This is a genomic window from Acidobacteriota bacterium (assembly GCA_030774055.1).
Lineage (GTDB): Bacteria > Acidobacteriota > Terriglobia > Terriglobales > Acidobacteriaceae > JACPNR01.
In genome coordinates, this window is record JALYLW010000161.1 from 17,248 (window position 1) to 39,294 (window position 22,047).

Sequence of the window (22,047 nt, forward strand, 5' to 3'; positions counted from 1 at the left end):
GCAAAACCAAGCCTAACGCGGGGGGCTGCCGGGATTATCTGGCACGCTGCTGCCGTCTGGCATGCGGGGCCCGCCGTTGTCCGGAGTCATGACGGGCGGTGTTTGTGGCCGGATCACGGAATCCCCTTCCGTCGGTGCTTCCCCTGCGGGGCGCAACGACGGGCGTTGTTCGGCGCTCGCCGGCTTTGGCGCCGGGGCGCGCTGCGCCACCGCGCTCGCTCCCGCATTCGGGAAGTCCACCTCGCGCTCGGTGCGCACGATCTTGGTACCATCCTGCTTCATGATCTTGATCTGCGTGACTTCGTCGCCGATGAAGCGAATAAACTGCATGTCAGCCGGCGGCGTGCCGTAGAGCCACTCTTCGTACTCGATCTCGCCATCCTTCTCGCGTATTTTTTGACTGGGACGCCCGATCGCGGTGACGACCAGTTCCCGATTCATCCCCACCAGCGCCTCGTGGTTTTTCACCGCGCTACGGACCTTCGGAGGCAGGCTCTGCTCGAACTGGCCGGTCGCCGACTTGCCCGCACCGAAATCAAACACCGGCAACAACATCTGCTTGACCTGTTCGACCGTCAGGTTCGGCACGTATTTATCGAACGTTAGCGCAACGAAGGAACCTTTAGCATTCGGGTTCGGTCCGGGAGCGATGGGCGTCTCACCCGCCGAGCCTGCGATCGAGATGCGCTGATACCATTTCGCCTTCTTCTTCGGTCCACCATTGATCTCGAAGATGATCTTGTTGTCGCGGAATTCGATGTTCGTGATCTGCGCCCGCTCGCCGGGACGCGCGGCCGGCCCTTTGTTCGCCACCAGCGAGATCAGCGTACGATCATCCGGCGTGACTTGACCGTCACGGATCGCGAGTCCCTTCTCCCCTTGCGGAAACGGTTTCTTCACGAAGACGCGTTCCGCGTTGAGCATTCGCACGATGCTGTAACGCGTATCTATCGTGATCGGAGCGGTCGGCGTGGGCTTGGCAGCGGTGTCGTTGCCATCCGCAAACAACTGCGGGGCAAGCAGCAGGGCGGAGAGGGCGAGGAGGACTGAAGGTATGCGCCTCATGACGGGTTCCTGTGCGTATCATTCGCCTTCGAGCAGCGATTTGCAAGCCGAACTCTACCGATCCAGCTGCTTAGGATTGGGTGCCGCCAGCGCCACCTACGTCCACGCGAAGTACCGGTTTCCTCGACTGATCGTTGATGACTTCCAGCCCGGCCGTGGGTGGCCGGTAGAGGGAAAAGATGGCAGGCAGCGAGAGCAGAACGACTACGGTAGCCACTGCGCTAGCCTCGATCCCGTAATCGCCACCGGTAAGCCATAGAGGCCCAATAGCACGCCCGTGCACGAACACAGCAAAAGCGTTCAACCCACTCACCGGCAGCCCGAAGACCGCTCCCAACATGAAGTTCCAACCGAAATGTATGCCGATCGGAAGCCAAAGCGCCCGTGTCCGCAGATATGCGACTGCGAGCACCACCCCGATCAGCACCGTGTTGGCCGTGGAAAATATTGTGCGGCTCGGATTGCCCCAGTGCACCAGCCCGAATAAGACGGACAGCACCGTGATCCCAAGCACCGGCCCCCATCGCGGCCCGCCAGCCTCCACCAGCCTTTGGAAGGGGTAACCTCGGAATACCACTTCCTCCTTCATCGCAGCCACCAGCAGCAGCCCGCAGACCAGCGCGAGCGCCGGGACACTTCGTCCCGATATCTCTACGGTGAAGCTGACGCTTCCTAGGAGACGGACCGTGAGGACGCAGGCCGTGACCATTCCGGCGCCTAGTAAGACGCCGTCGAGCCCTTGCCGAAGCCAGGGGCCGGAGCGTGGCAGTCCTTGGGCAGTGAGTCGATCCTCATTCACGCGATCGGCTACGACGAGCAGCCCACTGAAGATCAACAGCGTGAGCCCCAGCGACAGGGGCTCCTGGATGAAAACGAACATCGCCGGCGCACCGCCGCCGGCAATAGAGCTGGCCACGAAGCGACTGCTGTACTCCGCGACTATTACGCCAAGCACGCCAAGCACGAAGCGCCAGCTCGAGCGCAGTCTCTCGTCACGCGCAATGAACAGCCTCGACATTCAGTTGCGCGCGCCCATCACGCTCACGCCGTTCCGTGCCACCTTAAACGGCAGTACTTGGCCACCGGAGCGGCGCAGTGCCTCGGCAACCTGCTCTCTCTTCTCTGGTGGAGCGAAGAATACGACGCAACCACCGCCGCCTGCGCCGCAGACCTTCGCTGCCAGCGCGCCGTTCTTAGTAGCGGCGGCGATCAGCCTGTCGATCAATGGCGTAGTGATCCCCGGCGCATTGGTTCGGCGCAGCTTCCACTCCGCGCGCAACAGACTGGCTACCTCGTGCCAGGCCCCGCGTGCCAATGCCTGATGCATGCCGCGCGCGATCTTTCCTATCTCATCGAAGTTACGCACCACTCGCCGGTCACCGTTGATGTGCGCCTGGAAGACTTCCCAATTGTTGATTCCCGATCGCCGCGGCGCCCCGGTGTAGGCCAGCACGAAACGTGACTCGATCTCATTCGGGGGCACGGAAATCGCCACGCGGTGGATCCCATCGGGTTCTAGCTGGATAGCATTCACTCCACCGTAAAGCGCTGGATAGTAATCCTGACAACCAGTCGGCACCTGGATGAGTTGGGCTTCCACGTTCTGCGCGATCGTTCGGATCTCTTCGCGCGAGAGCTTGCGTCCGGTCCAGCGGGCCAGCGCCGCCGTCGTGGCGACCATCAGGGCCGACGAACCTGCGATGCCAGCGCCGGCGGGCGACTCCGAGTTCGTCTCGATCTCAAGACCACCCTCCGGCTGGAAGAACCGCACCAGATACGCGGCCAACGGATGCTTGTAACTCTTTGTACGGCACAAGGCGGCAACGTCGACGAAAGTTTCTTCGCGCTTCGTGTCGATTGACTTCAGGTGGATCCTCTTGCCGGGCAGCGGCGCAATGCGACAGCGGGTGAGGATGTTCACGGCGAAATTCACCGTGACGGCTCCGGGATGGAACAGGTACAACGGCCAGATGTCCAAGGTGCCGCCCGCGAGGTCGACGCGGCACGCCGCGTGCGCAACGATGGTTCCCTTTTTCTCCATGCCGCGTAGCCGCGGACACCTCGTCCGCTTACTTCTCCTTTGCTTGTAAGGGTTACTCGCGGTTAGCTTACTCGAGGTTCAAAGCCCGCTTGAAGGAACCGCGCTCTTGCGCGATCTTCTCCTGCAACAGCGTGATGGCGTAGATCAGCTGCTCCGGACGCGGAGGGCATCCGGGGACATAGACGTCTACCGGTATCACCTGGTTCACGCCCTGGACCAGGGCGTAGTTGTTGAACACGCCGCCCGAGGTCGCGCAGGCGCCCATGGAGATCACCCACTTGGGTTCCGGCATCTGTTCGTAGAGCTGTTTGATCACGGGAGCCATCTTCTGCGAGACACGACCGGCGATGATCATCAGGTCGGCCTGCCGCGGCGAAGGACGAAAGACCTCAGCCCCAAAGCGCGCGATGTCAAAACGCGACGCGCCCATGGCCATCATCTCGATGGCACAGCATGCCAAACCGAACGTCATCGGCCAGATGGAGCTCTTGCGCACCCAGTTGACCGCCTTGTCGAGCGTGGTGAGGATCACGCCTTCCTGGTCCGCGTCGCCACCAAAGGTCGCGCGCACCATCTGCCGCAGGTCCTGTGGGTCGCCCACGGTGTTCAGAAATCGCTGGTCGCCCGTCTCGGGCACTTCGGCCGGCGGTATGGTGGTCTTGGCCATGTCTCTATTCTAGATGCCTGACATTATCCTTCGCTACGGATTTAGTACGACTTTCCCGAACTGTTCGCGCTTTTCCAGGCGCTCGTGTGCAGCGCGCGCCTCGCGTAGCGGAAAGGTCTTGTCTACTGCCGGCTTCAGCGTGCCGTTAAAGATGAACTTTAAGACCTCGAGCAGTTCGCCCATGTTCCCCATATACGAGCCGAGCAGGTTGAGTTGCTTGGAATATAGAAAGCGCAGCTCGAGGCCCACGTCCGGCCCGGTGGTCGCGCCACACGTCACCAGTGTGCCACCGGGCTTCAGGGACTTCACGCTCTCGTCCCAGGTCGCCTTGCCTACGTGCTCGAACACGACATCTACGCCGGCATTGCTGGTGATCTTTTTCACTTCGTCCGAGATCTTCTGTTGATAGTGGTTGATGGTGTAGTCGGCGCCGAGCTCACGCCCCTGCTCCATCTTCGATTCATCGCCCGCGGTGGTGATGACTTTGCAGTCGAACAGCTTCCCGATCTGGATGGCAGCCGTCCCGATACCTGAGCCGGCGCCCAGCACGAGTATGACCTGCCCCGGATGGATGTGTGCACGTCCCACCAGCATGTGCCAGGCTGTCAGGAAGACGAGCGGCACCGATGCTGCCTCGTCATACGTCAGCTCGCCCGGGATGGGGACAACATTGACTCGTTGGGCGGCGATGAACTCGCAATTCCCACCGTCATTCCTGTAGCCGAGCACGGAGAACTCGCGGCAAAAGTTCTGCTGGCCCGAGAGGCACGCCTGACAATGGCCGCAGAAGACCATGGGCGCAAGCAGGACCCGCTCGCCCACCTTTAGGTCAGTGATGCACTCTCCGACTTCGACGATGTCACCCGAGACGTCGGAACCATTGATATGAGGTAGCTTCACGCCGGAGAGGCCCTTGCGGATCCAGAGATCGAGGTGGTTCAGAGCGCACGCCTTCACCTTTATCAATACCTGGTCTTTGCGGATCTCCGGATCGGGCACGTCCTCGTACTTCAGGACCTCCGGCCCACCGAACTCGTGGAAACGAACAGCCTTCATCGCCCACCATCCTTGAAACCGACGAGATTATCACGCACGTGGCGGTAGAATGAGCACGTGGACGTCTACGAAGAGATCGTGCAGTTGCGCCGAGAAGGCCGCAAGGGTGCATTGGCGACCATCGTCAACGTGCGGGGCTCCATCCCGTCGTTCGAGACGGCGAAGATGCTGGTTCGCGACGACGGCACGATCGTGGGCACCATCGGCGGCGGTTGCGTGGAAGCCGAGGTCTGGCAGGCGGCGAAGGAAGTAATGGCTTCCGAGAAGCCGCGTACGTTGCACTTCGACCTGAACAACGACCCGAAGTACGATACCGGCCTGGTATGCGGAGGCACCCTCGAGGTCTTCGTCGAGCCGATAGCGCCCACTCCGCACCTGTATATCTTCGGCGCCGGCCATGTTGCGCACAGCCTGTATAAAGTCGCCCGCATCGCCTCTTTCGACGTCACCGTGATCGACGATCGCGAGAGCTATGCCAGCCGCGAACGTTTTCCCGAGGCGCGCGACGTCTACGCGGACGACTTCGACCACGTGATCTCCCAGCTCGCGCCGAGCGAGGGCTCCTACATGGTCATCGTCACCCGCGGCCACCGCGACGACATGCGTATTTTGCGCTGGGCGGTTGAGCAACCGAGCCGCTACCTTGGGATGATCGGATCCAAACGAAAGGTCATCGCGATCTACAAAGAGTTGGAGAAGGCTGGCATCTCGCACGAGCGGCTGCTCCGCGTGGCTGCTCCGGTCGGCCTTGCGATCGGAGCTATCACACCCCAGGAGATCGCCGTCGCCATCGTCGCCGAGATGATCGCCGTACGCCGTCACGCTGCGCCCTCAGTCCCACGCATGCGTTACTACGAAGAGCCGACCGGTCTCGTCCTGTGACCCGCTCACCCAGCTTCGCCGGGATAATCCTCGCTGCGGGCGAGTCGTCACGTATGGGACGCGACAAGGCCCTGCTCCCCTGGGACGGCGGCACGTTCCTCTCCGGCGCGATACAGATGCTCAGTCCCCACGTCGAACTGGTACTCGTAGTGACCGGCCAGAACGGAAACACTCTCGCCCCAGTCGTGAATGCGCTCGGAGCAAAGCTCATTGAGAATCACCATCCGGAACACGGACAGTTCAGCTCGCTGCAAGTCGGTCTGCACGAGGTGCTGAATCGCGGCCGCGACGCTGCGATCATCGCGCTAGTCGATCGACCGCCAGCGCACTCCAAGACCGTGGCCCACCTGAAGCTAGAATTCCTGCGCGTCGTCGAAGACGGCCAATGGGCAGTCATCCCGGAGCATGAAGGCAAGCATGGTCATCCCATCATCGCCGGCCGCGAACTGATGGAGGCGTGCCTGCGGGCGCCCCTACACTCGAACGCCCGCGACGTGGAGCATGCGCACCAAGCGAAGGTCGTCTATGTGCACGTGTCGGACGCGAACGTGGTCCGCAATGTGGACACTCCCGAGCAATATCAGGACCTGACTCGCGGATGACCGACGAACCTTCGCTTTTCATCGACTCGATTTTGGCACTCGCGCCCAAGACTGCCGCGTTCGACTGTGACGGCACGCTCTGGGACGCCGATAGCGGTATGGAGTTCTTTTACTGGCTGCTCGACCATGGGTTGGTCGACGCTGCGACCGATGCCTGGGCGCGGCCACGCTATCAGGATTACCTGGCAGGCCGCGTGGATGAACAGACCATGTGCGGCGAGATGGTGCAGATCTGCCGCGGCATGCGCATGGAAGTGGTCACCGATGCTGCGCGCGCATTCTTTCGCGAGAAGGTCGAAGCGCGCATATTTCCCGAGATGCTGCAGCTGACGAGCCGGCTGCGCGAGCTCGGCTGTGAGCTCTGGGCAGTCTCTTCCAGCAATCAGTGGCTCATCGAGGTTGAGGCCGCACCTTTCGGATTCGCAGCCGATCACGTGCTCGCTGCCGCCACCGAAGTCGAGGATGGCTTGATCACCGGCCGGCTCCTGCGTGTTCCTACCGGCCCGGGCAAAGCCACCGCCCTGAAGGAGCACGCGCAACGGCCCGTAGAGCTCGCCTTCGGCAACAGCATCCATGACCTGGCCATGCTGGAATCGGCGACCCACCCCTTCGTCATCGCCCACAATCCCGACCTGGCAGAGCTCGCGCGGATGCGTGGGTGGCCCATCTACCACCCCACGCTGTAACACACTTAGTTCCTTGCCTCCGCGCGCGTCCCTCGATATCCGCGCGCAGCTTAGTTCCCCCGCAATCCCCTAAGTAACGAACCTCAGAAGCACTAGGCCATTCACCTAATTGGCCGAATCTTCCTTGCGCCGTATCTTCCTCGGACCGAACGGCCCCGTCACTTCGTCGGCGCGGTCAGTGGTACCGCTGCTGGGATCTGTGATGGTTACCACTGGGTACGTGTTCGGCACACAGTGCAATCTGAAGGGCTCAAAGCAGTGGGACATTTGGGATTACAATCAGCACTGGATACCTACTGGGATTCCGTGTGCGGTGCCAACCGCGTACGCCTGGCATCACTTGACTTGGGAATTCGAACGCGTAAATGGGAAAATGCACTACATCGCGGTGACTTTGGACGGGAAGAAGAGTTATGTCGACCGCTATCAAGTCCCCCGTCCAAAGACCACACCTGAGCTGAACGTTGCTGTGCAACTCGACGGCAACAGTGCGATGACTGACTACTCCGAGTGGGTAGACAAGATCTCGCTCAAGATCTGGTAACGAAGACTCTCTCCCTTCGCGCCAGAAAGGCAAGGCCCTCCGCAAGGAGGGCCTTGCTATTTCCGAGCAAGATTCATGAACGCAGCTCGCAGCGCATCGATGGCGAGGTGGCTGGCGTGCTCGCTCGCAGGCGGTAGCCCGCCGACTGCCGCAACGATTTCTTCGCGCGATAAACTCTGCGCCTCATTGACTGTTCTCCCGATGATCGATTCGGCCAGCGCCGATCCGCACCCGATCGCCGCTACGCAACCCTTTGCCCGATAGCGCGCTTCTGCGATCCGTCCACCTGCGATCTTCAGCTGTAGTGCGATCACGTCACCGCATGCCGGGTTTTCGACCTCGGCCGCGGCGTCCGGAGCGGCGAGCTCGCCCACATGGCGTGGATGTTCGAAATGGTCGATCAGCTGCGGCGAATACATGGGCTGGTATCCTAATCGTAATGTCCGCGGACTACAGCCCTCGACGCCTGGTCGCGCTGCAGCCCAGCGCCACGGTCACCCTCGCGGACCTCGGCCTGCTCGACCGCCTGGTCGCCTGCACGAAGTGGTGCGCCGATGTCGTTCCCGAAGTTCGCACCGGACGCACGATCATCGCCGATTCCTGGACGGCAGACTCGGCGCAGATCCTTGCCGCCAGACCGGATCTGGTGATCGCCTCCGTTCCGTATCAGGCCGAGGCCGTCGCTGAAATATTGAAAGCCGGCGCGCGCTTTCTTGGGCTGGCGCCGCGGACGCTCGCCGACGTCTATGCCGACATTGCTGCCATCGCCGGGATCTTGCAGGTCGCCGAGCGAGGCGATGCGCTCATCGCGCGCATGCGTCGCGATATCGAAGCTGTCTGCGATCGTACGCGGGATCTCCCACGGCGCCGAGTGTTTTGCGAGGAGTGGGGAAAGCCCATCATCCATTCCCAGCCGTGGGTTGCGGAGCTGGTCGCAGCGGCCGGAGGCGAGTTCCTCGGTACGCCCGGCGCTTGCACGGACGCCGCCGCGGTGGCTGCGCTGCAGCCAGATGTCATTGTCGCGGCGTGGTGTGGCGCCGGCGACCGCGTTCCCCTCGAGAAGATCGTGCGCGAGCGAGACTGGACCGAACTTCCTGCCGCGCGCTCGAGCAGTATCTATTGCATTGCCGATGAGTTGCTGAACACGCCCGCCTCAACCCTGGTGGGCGGCCTTCACGCGCTCGCTGCAGCGATCCACCCGGAGACCATGCCGGCGGCTGCGCGTGGACTCCGCCGCATCCAGCCCGCTACTGAGCCTGTGATTAAATAGTTGTCATGCCTGTCGCTACCCATGACATTGGTCGCGAGCTCGACCAACTCGCCGCTTCTTCGCTTTCCGTCGAGGAGTTGATGACCCTCATCGTCGGCCGCCTCAAAGAACGGCTGCCGCACTACGACTGGGTTGGCTTCTACATGATCGAGACCGGCAAGCTGCCGGATGAGAAAGACGTTCTCGTGCTCGGCCCCTATATAGGCGCGCCGACACCCCACACGCGCATCCCACTCGACCAGGGCATTTGTGGCGCGGCAGCGGCCACCGGCGAGACCATTGTGGTCGACGACGTGACCTCCGACCCCCGCTATCTCGCCTGTTCGGTAGCGACCAAGTCGGAGATCGTAGCCCCGGTACGCGTGAACGATAGGGTCGTCGGAGAGCTCGATATCGACAGCCACACTCCCGCCGCATTCACCGCCGAGGATCGCCGCCTGGTCGAGCACTGCGCTGCCCTCGTGGGACGATACCTCGAGAACATTTCCGCATGAAGGTTGAGAAAGGCACCGTTCGCGCGCCGGAGATCGGACGCATCTGGCTCAACTCGTCGCCGCTTTCCATCCGCCAGCTGCGTGGCAAGGTCATCTTCATCGATTTCTGGGATTACACATGCGTGAATTGTCTCCGCACTCTTCCCTACGTGCAGGCTTGGCACGACCGTTACAAGGATCATGGCCTGGTTGTGATCGGCGTGCATACGCCCGAGTTCACGTTCGCCCAGTACGAACCTAACGTGGAGCGCGGCGTGCGCGAGTTCGGGCTCACGTATCCCGTAGTCATCGACAGCAACTACGAACTGTGGAAGACCTTCGCCAACCGGTATTGGCCCGCACAATACCTGATCGACCAGGAAGGCTACTTGCGCTGGGCACACTTCGGAGAGGGCGCCTACGCGGAGACGGAGCAAGCGATCCAGGAGCTGGTCCGCGAGATCGTCCCTGACGCCCAGCTGCCGGCGATCATGTCGCCGGTGCGCGAGAGCGACATGCCGGGAGCTGTCTGCTATCCGCCCACCGCCGAACTGTACCTCGGCAATGCCCGTGGACGCATCGGCAACAAGACCGGCTTTGTCGAGGATCAAGTCTCGGATTATTCGTTTGACGGCCCGTCTACCGAAGGCGCCTTCTACCTCGAAGGTCGCTGGGCCTCGACGCGCGAGTTCGCCGCGCTCGATACCGCGCCGGGAAAGATCGCGCTCAGGTACTCCGCCGCCGGCGTGAATCTGGTGATGGCGTCAACCAGCGGCAAGCCGATTGCGCTTGAGCTCCGTCAGGATGGGAAGCCTCTCACCGCTGAGAACCGGACGGAGGATGTCCGGCTGCGCGAGGGGGGAAGCTTCGTCGACGTGCAGAACGCGCGCATGTATCGACTGGTCGACAATCACGATTTCGGCACGCATACTCTGGAGCTGCATTTCACCGAACCAGGCGTCGCGGCCTTCGCTTTCACCTTCACCAGCTGCGTCGATCCGGAGCGGTCCGCCGTCAGCCAAGAGGTGGCGGGATGAAGCAAGTCGCGGCTGGTCTTATCGTGCGCGAGGGCAAGCTGCTGATCTGCCAGCGCACCAAGCACCAGCCTATGCCACTCAAATGGGAGTTCCCCGGCGGCAAGATCGAGCACGGCGAGCAACCCACCGACGCGCTACGGCGTGAGTTGGAGGAAGAGCTCGGCATCGAAGCGAAGATCGGCGACGAGGTCGCACGTATCAAGCACACTTACCGCAATGGGGGTGCGATCGAACTTCGCTTTTTCGTGATCCGGGAGTATGCCGGAGACATAGAGAACCGGATCTTCAAGGATGTCCGCTGGGTCGAACGCAGCGAACTGCCCGCGTATGACTTCCTCGAGGCCGACGTCGGACTGGTAAGTGATCTCGCTTCCGGCAAGCTGCTCTGAGCTACTCGAATCCCATCCACAAGAGCGTCGCTGAGAGCACAACCATGATCACCGTGGTCGCGATGGCGATCGCGTTGTAGGTGCGCGAGTTTACGAACTTGCCCATCAGGGAGTCCTTATTGATGAGCAACAACATGAAGACCAGCACGAAGGGCAACAGGATGCCGTTCAAGACCTGCGACAGTACCGTGATCTTTAACAGCGGGAATCGTGGAATCAGAATGACGCCCGCACCCGCGGCGATCAAGAAAGTGTAGAGCCAGTAAAAGACCGGCGCTTCGCGAAACTTCTTGTCCACGCCAGATTCAAAACCGAGGCCCTCGCACACGGTGTATGCGGTCGAAAGTGGGAGGATGGATGCCGCGAAGATCGAGGCGTTGAGTAGTCCGGCAGCGAACAGGAGATACGCCCAATCGCCCGCCAGGGGACGAAGTGCCTGGGCCGCGTCGGAAGCGCTGCCAATATCGCGGGCGCCACGAGTAAAGAGCGTCGCCGCGCACGCCACGATGATGAACCACGCCACCACGTCGGTAAAGATCGAGCCGAACAACACATCGAGCCGTGCGGCGCGATACTGCCGCACGGTCGTCCCTTTCTCCACCACGGATGCCTGTAGATAAAACTGCATCCATGGCGCGATAGTTGCGCCGACGATGCCGACCATCATGTAGACGTAACTCGGGTTCGTCAGCAAATGCCGCGGTGGCGGCTGGAGAGTCGCTTTAACCGCTTCGCGCCAGTCCGGTCCGGCGAGCACGCCCGCGATGATGTACGCGATGTAGAAGAGCGAGGCGACGAGGAAGACCTTTTCCACCGTCTTGTAATCACCCTTCACCACGATGAGCCAGACTGCCGCGGCGGCGATGGGCACGCTCACGTACTTGCTCACGCCGAAGAGTTCCAGGCTGCTCGCCACGCCGGCGAACTCGGCGACCACATTCGCAAGGTTCGTCAAGACCAGCGCGATCATCATGAAGAACGTCACGCGGAAGCCGAATTCCTCGCGGATCAGGTCGCTCAGGCCCTTGCCGGTCACCACTCCCATGCGTGCCGACATCTCCTGCACCACCACCAAGGCGATGGTCATGGGGATCACGGTCCAGAGAAGGCTGTACCCAAAGCGCGCGCCGGCGAAGGAATAGGTGAATATGCCGCCGGCGTCGTTATCGACGTTGGCAGTAATGAACCCGGGCCCCACCACGGCGAGAAGGAAGAACAACCGCGTGCGCCATAACCGGAACGTTCTCTTCATCAGCGTCTTCCATGACCGCAGGCCGCCGACCAGAATAAACGAAGTGCTCGCCAGACGCGCCGCCTGCAGAAAAGCTGGCGTTTCTTCCGCAGGCTGTTGCCTTCCTCGATTCCCGTGTTTCTTCGGTTATTGTCCGTGTTTCATGGGTGTTTTACAGTTGGGACCGATGGAGCTCCCCACACTAAAAGTCGGCGACATTGCCCCGGATCTCGCGCTCGCCGCCGCGAACAGTGCTGACGTTGTCTCCTTGAGCGATTCCTTGCGCAAGGGGCCGGCCATCATCGAGTTCCTGCGTGGCACATGGTGACCGACCTGCGTGAAGCGCATGGCTCAGTTCGAGCCCCTCAAAGATCGGATCGCGAAGGTGGGTTCGCTCCTGTTTGTGGCCGGACAGAAACGCGGCGGCATGTTCAAGCCGGAGAAGTACCTCGCCGAGCATCCCATCAGTTTCCCTTTTCTGCTGGACGAAGACCGCAACGTCACCAAACAATACGGCGTTTACCAGCGTGTCGGACTCGACGGCATCAACCTCGCACATCCTTCAACCTTCGTGGTCGATGCGAGTGGGTACATTCGCTTTCTTCATATTGGGACCACCCAGTTCGACCGCGCTCCGGTCGAAGAGGTGGTCGCGGCGCTTGAAAATGCGAAATAAGTCTTCTGGAGGCACGATGAAACGTTCGCTCGCGCTACTGCTCTTCATTGCTTTGCTCGCCGTCACCGCTTTCGCGGCTGACGACTTGGCTGTGCCGGCCGGAACCGGCATCAAAATGAAGCTCGAGACAGCGATCTCGACTTCCACGACCAAGGTCGGTGATGCCTTCGCCGGTCGCGTTGTCGAACCTGTCATGCTTGATGGCAAGGAAGTTGTTCCAGTCGGCGCCACGATCCAGGGCCACGTGTCGCGCATTACCGAACCGCGTCGCCTCAAGGGAGTACCCACCATCGGCATCAATCCTGACCTGCTCATCATGCCCACGGGCGAGAAGTACACCCTCAACGCTGCCGTTGTTGACACCGCGAAAGACACGCACACGCGTGTGGACGATGAAGGTGAGATCAAAGGTAGCGGCCACGACAAGCGCGACCTGCTCGTCGCGGGAGTGGGAGCTGGCGCCGGAGCGGGCGTCGGTGCGGCGGTCGGAGGCGGAAAGGGCGCGCTCATCGGCGCGGTGATCGGCGGCGCAGCCGCGGCGGGTCATTGGCTATGGCGCAAGCACTCGGCCGAGCTTCGCCCCGGCACCGTGATCACCATGGAGCTCAGCCGCCCAATGCAATTCAATACTGGCGCCAGCGGAAAGTAGCAGCAACGGGGGCGGGCTCTGGGCGGGCGCTCGCCTCTCCTATGCTCGGCTACTCAACTCTGCTTCGCTCAAAACGGCAATCTCGATCTCACCTTCCGCCGGCAACGCATCTACCGGCAGGTTATTGCGCCAGAGGGTGCAACGAAAACGGATGCGGCTTTCCTTCTGCACACCCAGTACCTCCAATGGCAGCTTGAATTCCAGCATCTTACGAACCGCCGCGTGGAAGCCAGGCGCGGCATCAGCACGCAGCTCGATCTCCTCTTCATCCTCGGAGAGCCTCGCTAGCCTCCAACCACGGACCAGGCCAGCATCGAGGCTCAAGGTAATCAAAAACATCGTTGTCCGGCCCTGGGTCACAGTCGAGAAGTGCAATTTTATCGCGACAGATTGCTGGGGTGGAGCGCCGACGAAGTCTACGCGGCCATAGAAGTTTGCTTCATCGATGCCGGCGTAGATGGTGTCGAGCACAAACTGTTTTCCGTGCATCGCGGCAGAGCGCCGGTCCGCGGTGTACATCGCCGCGCCGATCCAGTCGAAGTATCGTCCCGGCTCGCCATCGATCTCCGGATGGATGTATGCCGTCTGGGGCACGAAGTACGCACGTCCCTCAAGGTGCGCGATCGGCTGCGCCAAGTAACCAGGCGGCGCCTGCCCCAGGGCGTGGTACACGTTCGACAAATGCTTGCGATAAAGCTCGTCGAAATCGCGGTCGTTCGCGGAGTGGTGTTCGGGACCATACCACCAGTTCCAATCGCTTCCCTCTGCGATCAGCAGCTCCTCGTATGCCAACACACGCTGCGCCGCGGAGACTGTTCCCTCCAGTTCAGCGAATCGGTCGCGAGCAGCAGCCAAGTAGTCCCAGGCTCGGTTGTCTTCGGGTGCACCGATCCAGACGTTGAAGTTGGCATTGATCCATGATCCTGGCACCAGGGAATGGAGCGTCTCCGTATCCTGCTGCCTCGCCAGCGCCTCGGAGATGGTCACCGCTTGTAGCTGCGGGTCGCGCGTGAGCTGCTCATAGACGTAGCGGAGGAAGTCGCGCCCTGATTCGGGATAGTATTCCCACGCGTTTTCCCCATCGAGGATGATCGACACGATCGCATCCTTACCGTTCGCCACAACCGGTTGCGCAGCATTCTTAATGCCTTGAATGAAGTGGTTGGCAGCTTCCTTGGCGGGCATTTTTGAATAGACAAAGCCGATCAGGTCGCTGAGAGCGTGATCGCGAAACACCAGGCGCATCTCCGTGCCAGCCTGCTCGAAGCGCCACAACGTATAAAGCTTTGCCGCGGCCTCCGGTGACATCCTCCCGTCGGAGCCACGGGTAAAGTCAACCCCTTGTGAGCGGCCCAACACGCCCTCGTCGGACGCCATCCATCGCAGTCCAACCTCGTGGCCAATACGCATCACCTCGTCCGAGACGCTGCCCTCGGAGGGCCACGCTCCCACCGGACGCACGCCGAACGTCTTCTCATGCAGTTCCAGACCACGCAGCAACTGGTCGCGCGCATCTTCGGGATGCCGGAAGCGGCGGCTGGGGAGCGGCAGCCCAGGCGCCGAGACTCGACCCATGTCGGTATCGCAAACGAGCGGCAAGATCGGGTGATAGAAGGGTGAGGTCGAGATCTCGATCCCAGACCGCTGGGCTGCAGCCGCGTACACCGGCAAAACGCGTCCCATCAACGCGCGTTGCTTTATGCTGGCGTACCGCTGATCATCTTCTGAGAAATCTGAACCCTTCTTGACCAGCGCCGCTGCCTCCGGCTCCTCAAGAAAGAATTCATCGAACCACGCCAGTTGTGAGAGGACTTGCAGGTCAGTAAAGTCGGAGGAGGTGAAATACTTCTCGGCGCGCACCGCATCTTCCCCGGCATTCTTGAATTTCTCCCAGAGCTCACGGAAGCGCGGATAACGTCCTATGAGGTTCGTTTCATTTGCCTGAAACAGGTAGGTCAGCGCGAACCGTTTCTCTTCCGAAGTCAGGGTCGTTGCCGGCCTGGCCGCAACGTCGAAATACGGGTCGCGCGCCGTTCCCAGGACATAGTCCTGGATCTGGGTGATCAGCGCTGGAACGAGGTTGAACGTCTGGTGTACGTCAGGAAACTCGTCCAGCAGTTTCACCATACCGTAGTAATCCTTGAGCGCGTGCAGCCGCACCCAAGGCAGGCGGTACTCACCGCTCACCAAGTCCTTGTAATAAGGCTGATGCATGTGCCACAAAAAGACGACGCGGATAGTGGGCATGGGGCAACACAGTGTAGCCTTGCGGTTGCAAGATTCAAGTCGCTCGCCTCTATACTTGTGCCGTGCGGATATTCACTCGCTACATCCTGAAAGAAGTGCTGGCGCATGCCGCCATCGGCACCGCCCTGTTCACTTTCGTAGTGTTCATGCGCGACGTGAGCCGCATCCTCGAGCTGGTCGTGCGCAACAGCGCACCCCTGCCGAGCGTAGCGGAGATCTTCTTTCTCGCTTTACCCTCCGCGCTCACCGTCACCATCCCAATGGGCGTGCTCGTCGGTATCCTCATCGGGCTGAGCCGGCTGGCGGCTGATAGCGAAGTCACCGCCATGCGCGCGTCGGGCCTTGGGGTTGGCCTGTTCGTTAAGACCGTCGCGATCTTTGCCGCCTCTGCCTGGCTGATCGCACTGGTCAACCAGACGCTCATCATGCCCAGATCCGCGGCATCCCTGGCTGCGCTGCAGAGCCGATTGAAGACTGCGCAGGCGTCTTTCGAGGTGCAGCCACGAGTCTTTTATGAGGACTTCAAGAATTACGTCCTCTATGTTCAGGACTCGAGCGCGGCCGACCGCGCCGCGATCTGGCACGGCATCTTCCTCGCAGACATCAGCACGCCGGGCGCACCCAAGATCACGCTGGCAGACGAAGGCATCGCGCTGCCTGAGGGCGAGAACAAGATCCGCCTGCACCTGACGAACGGCTCGCAGCACGAGACCAATCCGCGAGAACCCGGCAAATACACCATCACCACGTTCGAAGAGACTGATATCCCGATCGACGTCCCGCAAGATACAGCCCAGCAGCAGCAACGCCAGTCGCTATCTGAGATCTCGACCAGCGAGTTGCTGCGGCTCTCCCGCCTGCCCAAGTACCGTTGGTACCTGACCGAGTTCCATCGCCGGCTGGCATTGCCCACCGCTTGCCTCGTCCTCGCGCTCGTCGGGATCCCGCTGGGTCTTTCGTCGAAGAAGGGAGGGCGTTCCACTGGATTCGTGCTCACCATCATGCTGGTCTTCCTCTATTACTTCATCTCCCTAGCGGGCGTGGAGATGGCGCGCCAGGGGAAGATCCCTCCCATCGTCGGCGCATGGATGGCAAACCTGCTTTTCGCCGCGACTGGCGCCGCCTTGTTATGGCGCGTGGACAAGATGCCGATCGAGATCGGTAACTTGGGCATCTCTTTTGGTGGCGTAAAGCGGTGGTGGGACCGCCGCAAAGCAGCGAAGAGCGAGTCCGTCGTGGCGCGGCGCGGTCGCGGGATCTTTGGGGGCCGCTTCCCACAAATCCTCGACGATTACATCCTGCGCGACTTTTCCAGCTATACCGGCCTCATCCTGGCGGCTTTCGTAACGCTAACGCTCGTGTTCACCTTTTTTGAGATCCTCGGTGACGTGGTGAAGAACAAGGTTCCACTCATAACGGTGGGCGAGTATTTGCTCAACGTCGTTCCCTCGATGCTCTACCTGATGATGCCGATGTCAGTCCTGCTTGGTGTCCTGGTCACTTTTGGTCTCTTACAAAAGCAGAACGAGATCACCGCCATGAAGGCTACTGGGATTAGCGTCTATCGCCTGATCCTTCCGGTAATGATCGTCGCGGCTGGACTTTCGGTGGCGCTGTTTTTCTTCGACCACTTTTACCTCCCCCATACCAACAAGCGGCAAGACCAGCTCTGGAGCACGATCAAGGGCAGGCCGCCCGAAACCTATTTGCGCCCGGATCGTAAATGGATATTCGGACAGCACTCCACGATCTACTACTACGAGTTCTACGATCCCGACCAGAACCGCTTTGGAAACATCTCGATCTTCAGATTCGACCCCAAGACATTCGCCATCACCGAACGCATCTTCGCGGCGCGCGCGCACTGGGAAGAGGACCTTGGGCGCTGGGTCTTCGAGCAGGGTTGGCGACGCGACCTGCGCGGCGCAGCCATTGCACGCTTCGAGCAGTTTGACGCCACCACGCTCCCCGAGGTCTCCGAGCGGCCCAGCTACTTTAAGAAGGAAGTGAAGCAGTCCCAGGAGATGGATTACGCCGAGCTGCGCCAATATATCCACGACTTGCAACAAAGCGGCTTCGACGTTGGACGCCTGCGCGTGCAGCTCCACCGCAAGTTTGCTTTCCCTCTCATCACTCTTGTGATGGCTGTACTTGCGGTTCCCTTTGCGCTGACCGTAGGACGGCGAGGCGCGCTCGCGGGCGTCGCCGTCGCCATCGGCATCGCCATCATCTACTGGATGACCAACGGTTTGTTCGAAGCCATGGGCAACGTCCATCAACTTCCTGCGGCACTCGCCGCTTGGGCTCCCGATCTCATCTTTGGCATGATCGGCGGCTACCTCATCCTTAAAGTGCCTACATAAAAGCTTTCGGCCCTGGATTTCCCGCATCGCCTCGCTGCTATCATTCATCTGTTACATAGTTCCGCATGCCCAACCGCCTCAAGCCACTCGCGCCGTATCTCTGGAAATACCGCTGGCCGCTGATCTGGGGCGGTCTCTGCGTGTTGGCAAACAACGGTATCGCGGTCCTATTTCCTCAGGTCATCGGCACCGCCATCGACGCGCTTAGAGTCGGCGTCACTCGTCACAACCTCGCCATATTCTCCGAGCTGATCGTGGCCATCATGCTGGCCAAAGGCATATTCCAGTACCTGACACGTAAGATCCTTATCGGAGTCTCGCGCGATATCGAGTACGACCTGCGCAATGACCTGTTTCGTCACCTGGAAAGCCTGAGCTACAGCTACTACCAGCGGAACCGCACCGGCGACATCATGGCGCGCGCGACCAACGACCTGAACGCCGTCCGGATGCTCCTGGGCCCGGCGATCATGTACTCCGCCAACACTATCGTTTTCACACTTGCGGCTTTGTTCTTCATGTTGCACTACAGCCCGAGGCTCACGCTGTGGGCGTTTCTCCCGCTGCCGATCGTCTCGGTGCTGCTGCAATATTTCGGCCGTAAGATCCACGAGCGTTTCGAACGCATCCAGGCAATGTTTTCGGATATCTCCGCGCAAGTGCAGGAGAACTTCTCCGGTGCGCGCCTGATCAAGGCGTATGCGCAGGAGGAACCGGAGATACGGGCATTCGAGACTGCGAATAAGGAGTACATCGCGCGCAGCCTGAACCTGGTGCGGCTGATGGGAATGCTGTGGCCGACCTTGGAGCTGCTGCCCGGGCTGGGACAGATCCTTGTCCTCTGGCTGGGTGGCCGAGAAGTCCTCTTGCATCACATGACGGTTGGCGGTTTCGTCGCCTTCAACCTCTACATGGCCATGCTTACCTGGCCGGTCATCGCATTGGGATGGGTGATCAACATCTTCCAGCGCGGCACCGCCTCTCTGGGTCGCATCAACGAGATACTGGTTGAACAGCCGGAGATCCGCGACTCGAGTGCAGATCTGGTGCCCAGTCCGATCGTCGGGGAGATCGAGTTTCGCGGCTTGAGCGTCTCCTACGGCGGCGTCCCAGTGCTCAAGGACATCAACCTTCGCATCCCGTCGGGGTCGAGCCTGGCTATCGTCGGCCCGACGGGCTCCGGTAAGACCACGCTCGTCAGCCTGATCCCCCGCATTCACGACGCGCCCGCGAATGGCCATCCCAGCGTGCTGATCGACGGCCGTCCGGTCAGCGAGTATCCGCTTGCTCACCTGCGCAAGAACATCGGATTTGTTCCGCAGGAGACATTTCTGTTCTCCGATACCATCCGCGAGAACATTGCCTTCGGTACCGACAGCGCTGCCCTTGAGGATGTTCGCCGCGCAGCTGCTGGTGCCAGCATCGCGCCTGACATCGAAGAGTTCCCCAAGCAGTATGAGACGGTCGTGGGCGAACGCGGCATCACGCTTTCGGGTGGCCAGAAGCAGCGCACCGCCATCGCCCGTGCCATCATCCGCGATCCACGGATTCTCATCCTCGATGATGCGCTTTCGAGCGTGGACACCTACACCGAGGAGAAGATCCTTGATCATCTGCGCGAGGTCATGACCGGCCGCACCACGATCTTCATCTCGCATCGCGTCTCGACCGTCCGTAATGCTGACCGTATTGCTGTACTTCACAGTGGTCGCATCGTCGAAGTCGGTACCCACGATGAGCTCATCGCTCGCAACGGGTACTACACCGAGCTGTACAACAAACAGCTGCTGGAAGAAGAGCTCGAAACGGTCTAGCCGCCTATGCGCCGCAGCGTCGTCCCCGAACTGCTCGATACCGACGCTGGGACCCCCAGCGAGATCGAGGCTTCCCTCGCCGACCTGCGCGCCATCAACCGCCGCTTCGGTGGCAGCGAGACGCTCTACAGTCTTGTGCGCGGCGTTGCTCGGGAATGTTGCCTCACTCAGCTTTCGTTGCTTGATGTCGCCGGCGCCAGCGGTGACGTTCCCCACGCCGTTCAGTCGCGCCTGCGCCGCGATGGTGTCGAACTGGACGTCACGCTGCTCGACCGCGCAACCACTCACCTGGGCCGGCAGTTTCCCGCCGTTGCGGCCGACGCGCTAAAGGTGCCATTCGCCGACGGGAGCTTTGACCTGGTTAGTTGTTCTCTCTTTCTCCATCATCTCGAGCCCGGTGAGATCGTGGCTTTTGTTGAAGAGGGCCTCCGCGTTGCGCGGCACGCGGTGCTGCTGAACGATTTGCGCCGCTCACGGCTCCATCTCACGCTGGTTTACGCCGCTTCGCCTCTGTTCGGGAGCCGTCTGACACGTCACGATGCGCCGGTTTCGGTCCGACGCGCCTATACTCCCTCAGAATTGGCCGAGATGCTCCGCCGCACTCACGCCACCGAGTGTTCTATCCGCAACACATTCTTCTTTCGCATGGGCGCCATCGCCTGGAAAGCCGCTCCCGACAAAGGGCGCCGATGCTGACCTACGATCTGATCGTTATCGGCGGGGGACCGGCCGGCACCGCGGCGGCGATCACCGCCGCGCGTGCGGAAAAGCGCGTGTTGTTGTTGGAGCGCGGGCACTTGCCGCGACACAAGGTATGCGGTGAGTTCATCTCGCCGGAAGCGACCGGCCTGTTACGCGACCTTCTTGGCCCCGAAGAGGAGCGCGTCCTGACAGGTGCGCCTGTGCTCAGTCGCTCCCGCTTGTTTGTTGACGCCAAAACGCTCGCCGCCCCGATCGTCCCCCCAGCCCGTAGCGTGCCTCGCAACACCCTAGACGCCGCTCTATGGCGTGTTGCAATGCAGGAAGGTTGTGACGGTAGAGAAGGAACCGCAGCCGACGAGATCCGGGTTGGAGATGCTTTGGAGGTCCGCAGCGGAAAAGAGCGCTGGCAGGCAGCAACGGTGATCAACGCCTCTGGTCGCTGGTCGAATCTGCCGTCCAGAGACCTGCCAGCCGATGCTCCACGCTGGCTTGGGATCAAAGCGCATTTCCGTGAAGCACTCCCCCCTCCCTCGGTAGACCTCTATTTCTTCGAGGGCGGCTACTGCGGCGTGCAGCCGATCGGTAAGGATGCCGTCAATGTTTGCGCCCTGGTCCAAGCCAACATCGCTAGGACGTTGGATCAGGTGTTCTCCCGGCACCCGGCGCTATGGCGTCGCAGTCGTGACTGGGAGGCGATCTCTGAGCCGGTGTCCACCGCGCCACTGATCTTCCGCAGCCCTTCTCCGCTCGGTGACGGTGGCGTTCTAAACGTCGGCGACGCGGCGGGATTCATCGATCCATTCGCCGGGGATGGCATCGCCGTCGCGCTTCGTTGCGGAGCGAGGGCAGCGGTCTCCAGCGCGGAGGAATATGCCGCTTGGTACCGGCGCGAGATACTGCCAGCGTTTCGTGGTGCCGCTCGCTTACGCAGGCTCACCGCGGCGCCACACTGGGTGCGCTCAGCTGCTTTAGTGTTGTTAAGCGATCGCCGCGTGGCGGCTTGGGCGGTAAAGACCACGCGCGGGCGCACCCCGCGGAACGTCTAGCGAACGACCAGTACTTCGCGAACGTTGTCTTTGGCAAGGAAGAACTTCAGCGACGAGAAGTCCTTGAACAGGTTCTCGATGTGGCGGTTGTTGAATATGCGTTGCAGGCGAAACCGCGGGCCCTTCTGCAGCTCCAGAGTGTCGTTCCCCACCATGTGATAGCGATAATAGGGCGCCTCCGGGCCGGCGTCGCGGGTGTGGAAGAAGGCCAGCAGCACACCGCCGGGCTTGGTGACGTAGTGCAGGCGCTCCACCATCGGCTTCACTAGCGCCTCGTTGAGGTAGTCCGGAACGTCCCAGCACAGAACGGCATCGAACCTGTGCCGCTCATGGCGCAAGTTCTCCGCCAGGAATTTGTCAGGACTGATGGTTTGCCTGCCATCTTCGGCGGTCAACTGGAAGGCCGGATCCATCGATCCCAGTAAGAGATCTTCGTTATAGACCTTCTGCCCTTGCTCGGTGAGCCGTGCAATATTCGTCGGGGAAGTCGGTCCCAGGTCCAGGATGTGAAGGCCTTCTTCTTTTCCCAGCGTGCGCACGAACTCTTGCAGCCCACTTGATCTCCGGGTCATTCGTCCGTGCGACACGGAGACACCCGTAACCTGGG

General features: G+C 61.1%; 24 protein-coding genes. 15 read left to right on the top strand and 9 right to left on the bottom strand.

Annotated features, from left to right (window positions below):
* Positions 1–12: 12 nt before the first annotated feature.
* The 5 genes from M3P27_13255 to M3P27_13275 all read right to left on the bottom strand — a co-directional run bounded on the left by M3P27_13255 (position 13) and on the right by M3P27_13275 (position 4,829).
* Entirely contained in the window at positions 13–1,065 is a 1,053-nt protein-coding gene (locus tag M3P27_13255) for a hypothetical protein (protein MDP9269273.1), read from the bottom strand.
* 70 nt (positions 1,066–1,135) lie between these two features.
* Positions 1,136–2,083, bottom strand: a complete 948-nt coding sequence (locus M3P27_13260; protein ID MDP9269274.1) for a CPBP family intramembrane metalloprotease — start codon at positions 2,081–2,083, stop codon at positions 1,136–1,138.
* On the bottom strand, positions 2,084–3,106 hold the full coding sequence (locus tag M3P27_13265) for a GHMP kinase (GenBank protein ID MDP9269275.1): 1,023 nt from the start codon (positions 3,104–3,106) through the stop codon (positions 2,084–2,086).
* A 67-nt stretch (positions 3,107–3,173) separates the two neighbouring features.
* The gene (locus tag M3P27_13270; protein ID MDP9269276.1) at positions 3,174–3,680 is read right to left on the bottom strand and encodes an NADH-quinone oxidoreductase subunit B; all 507 of its coding nucleotides are present in this window, start codon (positions 3,678–3,680) and stop codon (positions 3,174–3,176) included.
* Positions 3,681–3,806: 126 nt separating this feature from the next.
* The gene (locus M3P27_13275; GenBank protein MDP9269277.1) at positions 3,807–4,829 is read right to left on the bottom strand and encodes a zinc-binding dehydrogenase; all 1,023 of its coding nucleotides are present in this window, start codon (positions 4,827–4,829) and stop codon (positions 3,807–3,809) included.
* 57 nt (positions 4,830–4,886) lie between these two features.
* On the opposite strand from M3P27_13275, the gene M3P27_13280 reads away from it, so the two are divergent.
* The 4 genes from M3P27_13280 to M3P27_13295 all read left to right on the top strand — a co-directional run bounded on the left by M3P27_13280 (position 4,887) and on the right by M3P27_13295 (position 7,543).
* Positions 4,887–5,711: an XdhC/CoxI family protein gene (locus M3P27_13280; protein ID MDP9269278.1), complete on the top strand. Its 825-nt coding sequence runs from the start codon at positions 4,887–4,889 to the stop codon at positions 5,709–5,711.
* A 53-nt stretch (positions 5,712–5,764) separates the two neighbouring features.
* Positions 5,765–6,313, top strand: a complete 549-nt coding sequence (locus M3P27_13285; GenBank protein MDP9269279.1) for a nucleotidyltransferase family protein — start codon at positions 5,765–5,767, stop codon at positions 6,311–6,313.
* Entirely contained in the window at positions 6,310–6,999 is a 690-nt protein-coding gene (locus M3P27_13290; protein MDP9269280.1) for an HAD-IB family phosphatase, read from the top strand. Before M3P27_13285 ends, M3P27_13290 begins: the two co-directional genes overlap by 4 nt.
* Positions 7,000–7,387: 388 nt before the next feature.
* The gene (locus M3P27_13295) at positions 7,388–7,543 is read left to right on the top strand and encodes a hypothetical protein (GenBank protein ID MDP9269281.1); all 156 of its coding nucleotides are present in this window, start codon (positions 7,388–7,390) and stop codon (positions 7,541–7,543) included.
* Between the two features lie 56 nt (positions 7,544–7,599).
* Here the strand turns inward: M3P27_13295 and M3P27_13300 are convergent, their stop codons facing one another.
* Positions 7,600–7,962 (bottom strand): iron-sulfur cluster assembly scaffold protein, encoded by a 363-nt coding sequence (locus M3P27_13300; protein ID MDP9269282.1) that lies wholly within the window; start codon positions 7,960–7,962, stop codon positions 7,600–7,602.
* Positions 7,963–7,982: 20 nt separating this feature from the next.
* On the opposite strand from M3P27_13300, the gene M3P27_13305 reads away from it, so the two are divergent.
* Genes M3P27_13305 through M3P27_13320 form a run of 4 tightly spaced genes read left to right on the top strand, consistent with a single transcriptional unit; the run spans position 7,983 to position 10,712 of the window.
* Positions 7,983–8,813, top strand: a complete 831-nt coding sequence (locus M3P27_13305) for an ABC transporter substrate-binding protein (protein MDP9269283.1) — start codon at positions 7,983–7,985, stop codon at positions 8,811–8,813.
* 5 nt (positions 8,814–8,818) lie between these two features.
* A complete protein-coding gene (locus M3P27_13310; protein ID MDP9269284.1) occupies positions 8,819–9,307 on the top strand; it encodes a GAF domain-containing protein in 489 nt (162 codons plus the stop codon).
* Positions 9,304–10,323 (top strand): redoxin domain-containing protein, encoded by a 1,020-nt coding sequence (locus tag M3P27_13315; protein MDP9269285.1) that lies wholly within the window; start codon positions 9,304–9,306, stop codon positions 10,321–10,323. Before M3P27_13310 ends, M3P27_13315 begins: the two co-directional genes overlap by 4 nt.
* Positions 10,320–10,712, top strand: coding sequence for a (deoxy)nucleoside triphosphate pyrophosphohydrolase (locus M3P27_13320; GenBank protein MDP9269286.1), 393 nt, complete (start codon positions 10,320–10,322; stop codon positions 10,710–10,712). Before M3P27_13315 ends, M3P27_13320 begins: the two co-directional genes overlap by 4 nt.
* A gap of 1 nt (position 10,713) precedes the next feature.
* On the opposite strand, the gene M3P27_13325 is transcribed toward M3P27_13320, so the two are convergent.
* Positions 10,714–11,964: an Nramp family divalent metal transporter gene (locus M3P27_13325; protein ID MDP9269287.1), complete on the bottom strand. Its 1,251-nt coding sequence runs from the start codon at positions 11,962–11,964 to the stop codon at positions 10,714–10,716.
* Between the two features lie 166 nt (positions 11,965–12,130).
* Here M3P27_13325 and M3P27_13330 point away from each other — a divergent pair, with 166 nt between their 5' ends.
* From M3P27_13330 to M3P27_13340, 3 genes are read left to right on the top strand one after another with little or no spacing between them, the layout of a single operon-like run.
* Entirely contained in the window at positions 12,131–12,271 is a 141-nt protein-coding gene (locus tag M3P27_13330) for a hypothetical protein (GenBank protein MDP9269288.1), read from the top strand.
* A 57-nt stretch (positions 12,272–12,328) separates the two neighbouring features.
* Positions 12,329–12,619 (top strand): redoxin family protein, encoded by a 291-nt coding sequence (locus M3P27_13335; GenBank protein MDP9269289.1) that lies wholly within the window; start codon positions 12,329–12,331, stop codon positions 12,617–12,619.
* A gap of 16 nt (positions 12,620–12,635) precedes the next feature.
* Positions 12,636–13,268, top strand: a complete 633-nt coding sequence (locus tag M3P27_13340) for a hypothetical protein (protein ID MDP9269290.1) — start codon at positions 12,636–12,638, stop codon at positions 13,266–13,268.
* A 39-nt stretch (positions 13,269–13,307) separates the two neighbouring features.
* Here the strand turns inward: M3P27_13340 and M3P27_13345 are convergent, their stop codons facing one another.
* Positions 13,308–15,515, bottom strand: a complete 2,208-nt coding sequence (locus M3P27_13345) for a glycoside hydrolase family 57 protein (protein ID MDP9269291.1) — start codon at positions 15,513–15,515, stop codon at positions 13,308–13,310.
* Between the two features lie 62 nt (positions 15,516–15,577).
* Between M3P27_13345 and lptF the strand changes: the two genes are divergently transcribed.
* The 4 genes from lptF (at position 15,578) to M3P27_13365 (ending at position 21,440) form a co-directional block, all read left to right on the top strand.
* Positions 15,578–17,878, top strand: a complete 2,301-nt coding sequence (lptF, locus tag M3P27_13350) for an LPS export ABC transporter permease LptF (protein MDP9269292.1) — start codon at positions 15,578–15,580, stop codon at positions 17,876–17,878.
* Positions 17,879–17,943: 65 nt separating this feature from the next.
* Entirely contained in the window at positions 17,944–19,692 is a 1,749-nt protein-coding gene (locus tag M3P27_13355; GenBank protein ID MDP9269293.1) for an ABC transporter ATP-binding protein/permease, read from the top strand.
* Positions 19,693–19,698: 6 nt separating this feature from the next.
* Positions 19,699–20,388, top strand: a complete 690-nt coding sequence (locus M3P27_13360; protein ID MDP9269294.1) for a methyltransferase domain-containing protein — start codon at positions 19,699–19,701, stop codon at positions 20,386–20,388.
* Complete coding sequence (locus M3P27_13365; protein MDP9269295.1) at positions 20,382–21,440, top strand: FAD-dependent oxidoreductase; 1,059 nt, start codon at positions 20,382–20,384, stop codon at positions 21,438–21,440. Before M3P27_13360 ends, M3P27_13365 begins: the two co-directional genes overlap by 7 nt.
* Here M3P27_13365 and M3P27_13370 read toward each other — a convergent pair.
* A complete protein-coding gene (locus M3P27_13370) occupies positions 21,437–22,012 on the bottom strand; it encodes a class I SAM-dependent methyltransferase (protein ID MDP9269296.1) in 576 nt (191 codons plus the stop codon). The two genes, M3P27_13365 and M3P27_13370, sit on opposite strands and share 4 nt — an antisense overlap.
* Between the last annotated feature and the right edge of the window lie 35 nt (positions 22,013–22,047).

Bases quoted from the DNA above. Each gene is read 5' to 3' on its own strand.
- M3P27_13285 (MDP9269279.1), top strand. From the start codon at position 5,765: ATGGGACGCGACAAGGCCCTGCTCCCCTGGGACGGCGGCACGTTCCTC.
- M3P27_13325 (MDP9269287.1), bottom strand. From the start codon at position 11,964: ATGAAGAGAACGTTCCGGTTATGGCGCACGCGGTTGTTCTTCCTTCTC.
- M3P27_13305 (MDP9269283.1), top strand. From the start codon at position 7,983: ATGTCCGCGGACTACAGCCCTCGACGCCTGGTCGCGCTGCAGCCCAGC.
- M3P27_13315 (MDP9269285.1), top strand. From the start codon at position 9,304: ATGAAGGTTGAGAAAGGCACCGTTCGCGCGCCGGAGATCGGACGCATC.
- M3P27_13360 (MDP9269294.1), top strand. From the start codon at position 19,699: ATGCGCCGCAGCGTCGTCCCCGAACTGCTCGATACCGACGCTGGGACC.
- M3P27_13365 (MDP9269295.1), top strand. From the start codon at position 20,382: ATGCTGACCTACGATCTGATCGTTATCGGCGGGGGACCGGCCGGCACC.
- M3P27_13300 (MDP9269282.1), bottom strand. From the start codon at position 7,962: ATGTATTCGCCGCAGCTGATCGACCATTTCGAACATCCACGCCATGTG.
- M3P27_13265 (MDP9269275.1), bottom strand. From the start codon at position 3,106: ATGGAGAAAAAGGGAACCATCGTTGCGCACGCGGCGTGCCGCGTCGAC.
- M3P27_13260 (MDP9269274.1), bottom strand. From the start codon at position 2,083: ATGTCGAGGCTGTTCATTGCGCGTGACGAGAGACTGCGCTCGAGCTGG.
- M3P27_13310 (MDP9269284.1), top strand. From the start codon at position 8,819: ATGCCTGTCGCTACCCATGACATTGGTCGCGAGCTCGACCAACTCGCC.
- M3P27_13290 (MDP9269280.1), top strand. From the start codon at position 6,310: ATGACCGACGAACCTTCGCTTTTCATCGACTCGATTTTGGCACTCGCG.
- M3P27_13330 (MDP9269288.1), top strand. From the start codon at position 12,131: ATGGAGCTCCCCACACTAAAAGTCGGCGACATTGCCCCGGATCTCGCG.
- M3P27_13340 (MDP9269290.1), top strand. From the start codon at position 12,636: ATGAAACGTTCGCTCGCGCTACTGCTCTTCATTGCTTTGCTCGCCGTC.
- M3P27_13255 (MDP9269273.1), bottom strand. From the start codon at position 1,065: ATGAGGCGCATACCTTCAGTCCTCCTCGCCCTCTCCGCCCTGCTGCTT.
- M3P27_13270 (MDP9269276.1), bottom strand. From the start codon at position 3,680: ATGGTGCGCGCGACCTTTGGTGGCGACGCGGACCAGGAAGGCGTGATC.
- M3P27_13275 (MDP9269277.1), bottom strand. From the start codon at position 4,829: ATGAAGGCTGTTCGTTTCCACGAGTTCGGTGGGCCGGAGGTCCTGAAG.
- M3P27_13370 (MDP9269296.1), bottom strand. From the start codon at position 22,012: ATGACCCGGAGATCAAGTGGGCTGCAAGAGTTCGTGCGCACGCTGGGA.
- M3P27_13345 (MDP9269291.1), bottom strand. From the start codon at position 15,515: ATGCCCACTATCCGCGTCGTCTTTTTGTGGCACATGCATCAGCCTTAT.
- M3P27_13355 (MDP9269293.1), top strand. From the start codon at position 17,944: ATGCCCAACCGCCTCAAGCCACTCGCGCCGTATCTCTGGAAATACCGC.
- M3P27_13320 (MDP9269286.1), top strand. From the start codon at position 10,320: ATGAAGCAAGTCGCGGCTGGTCTTATCGTGCGCGAGGGCAAGCTGCTG.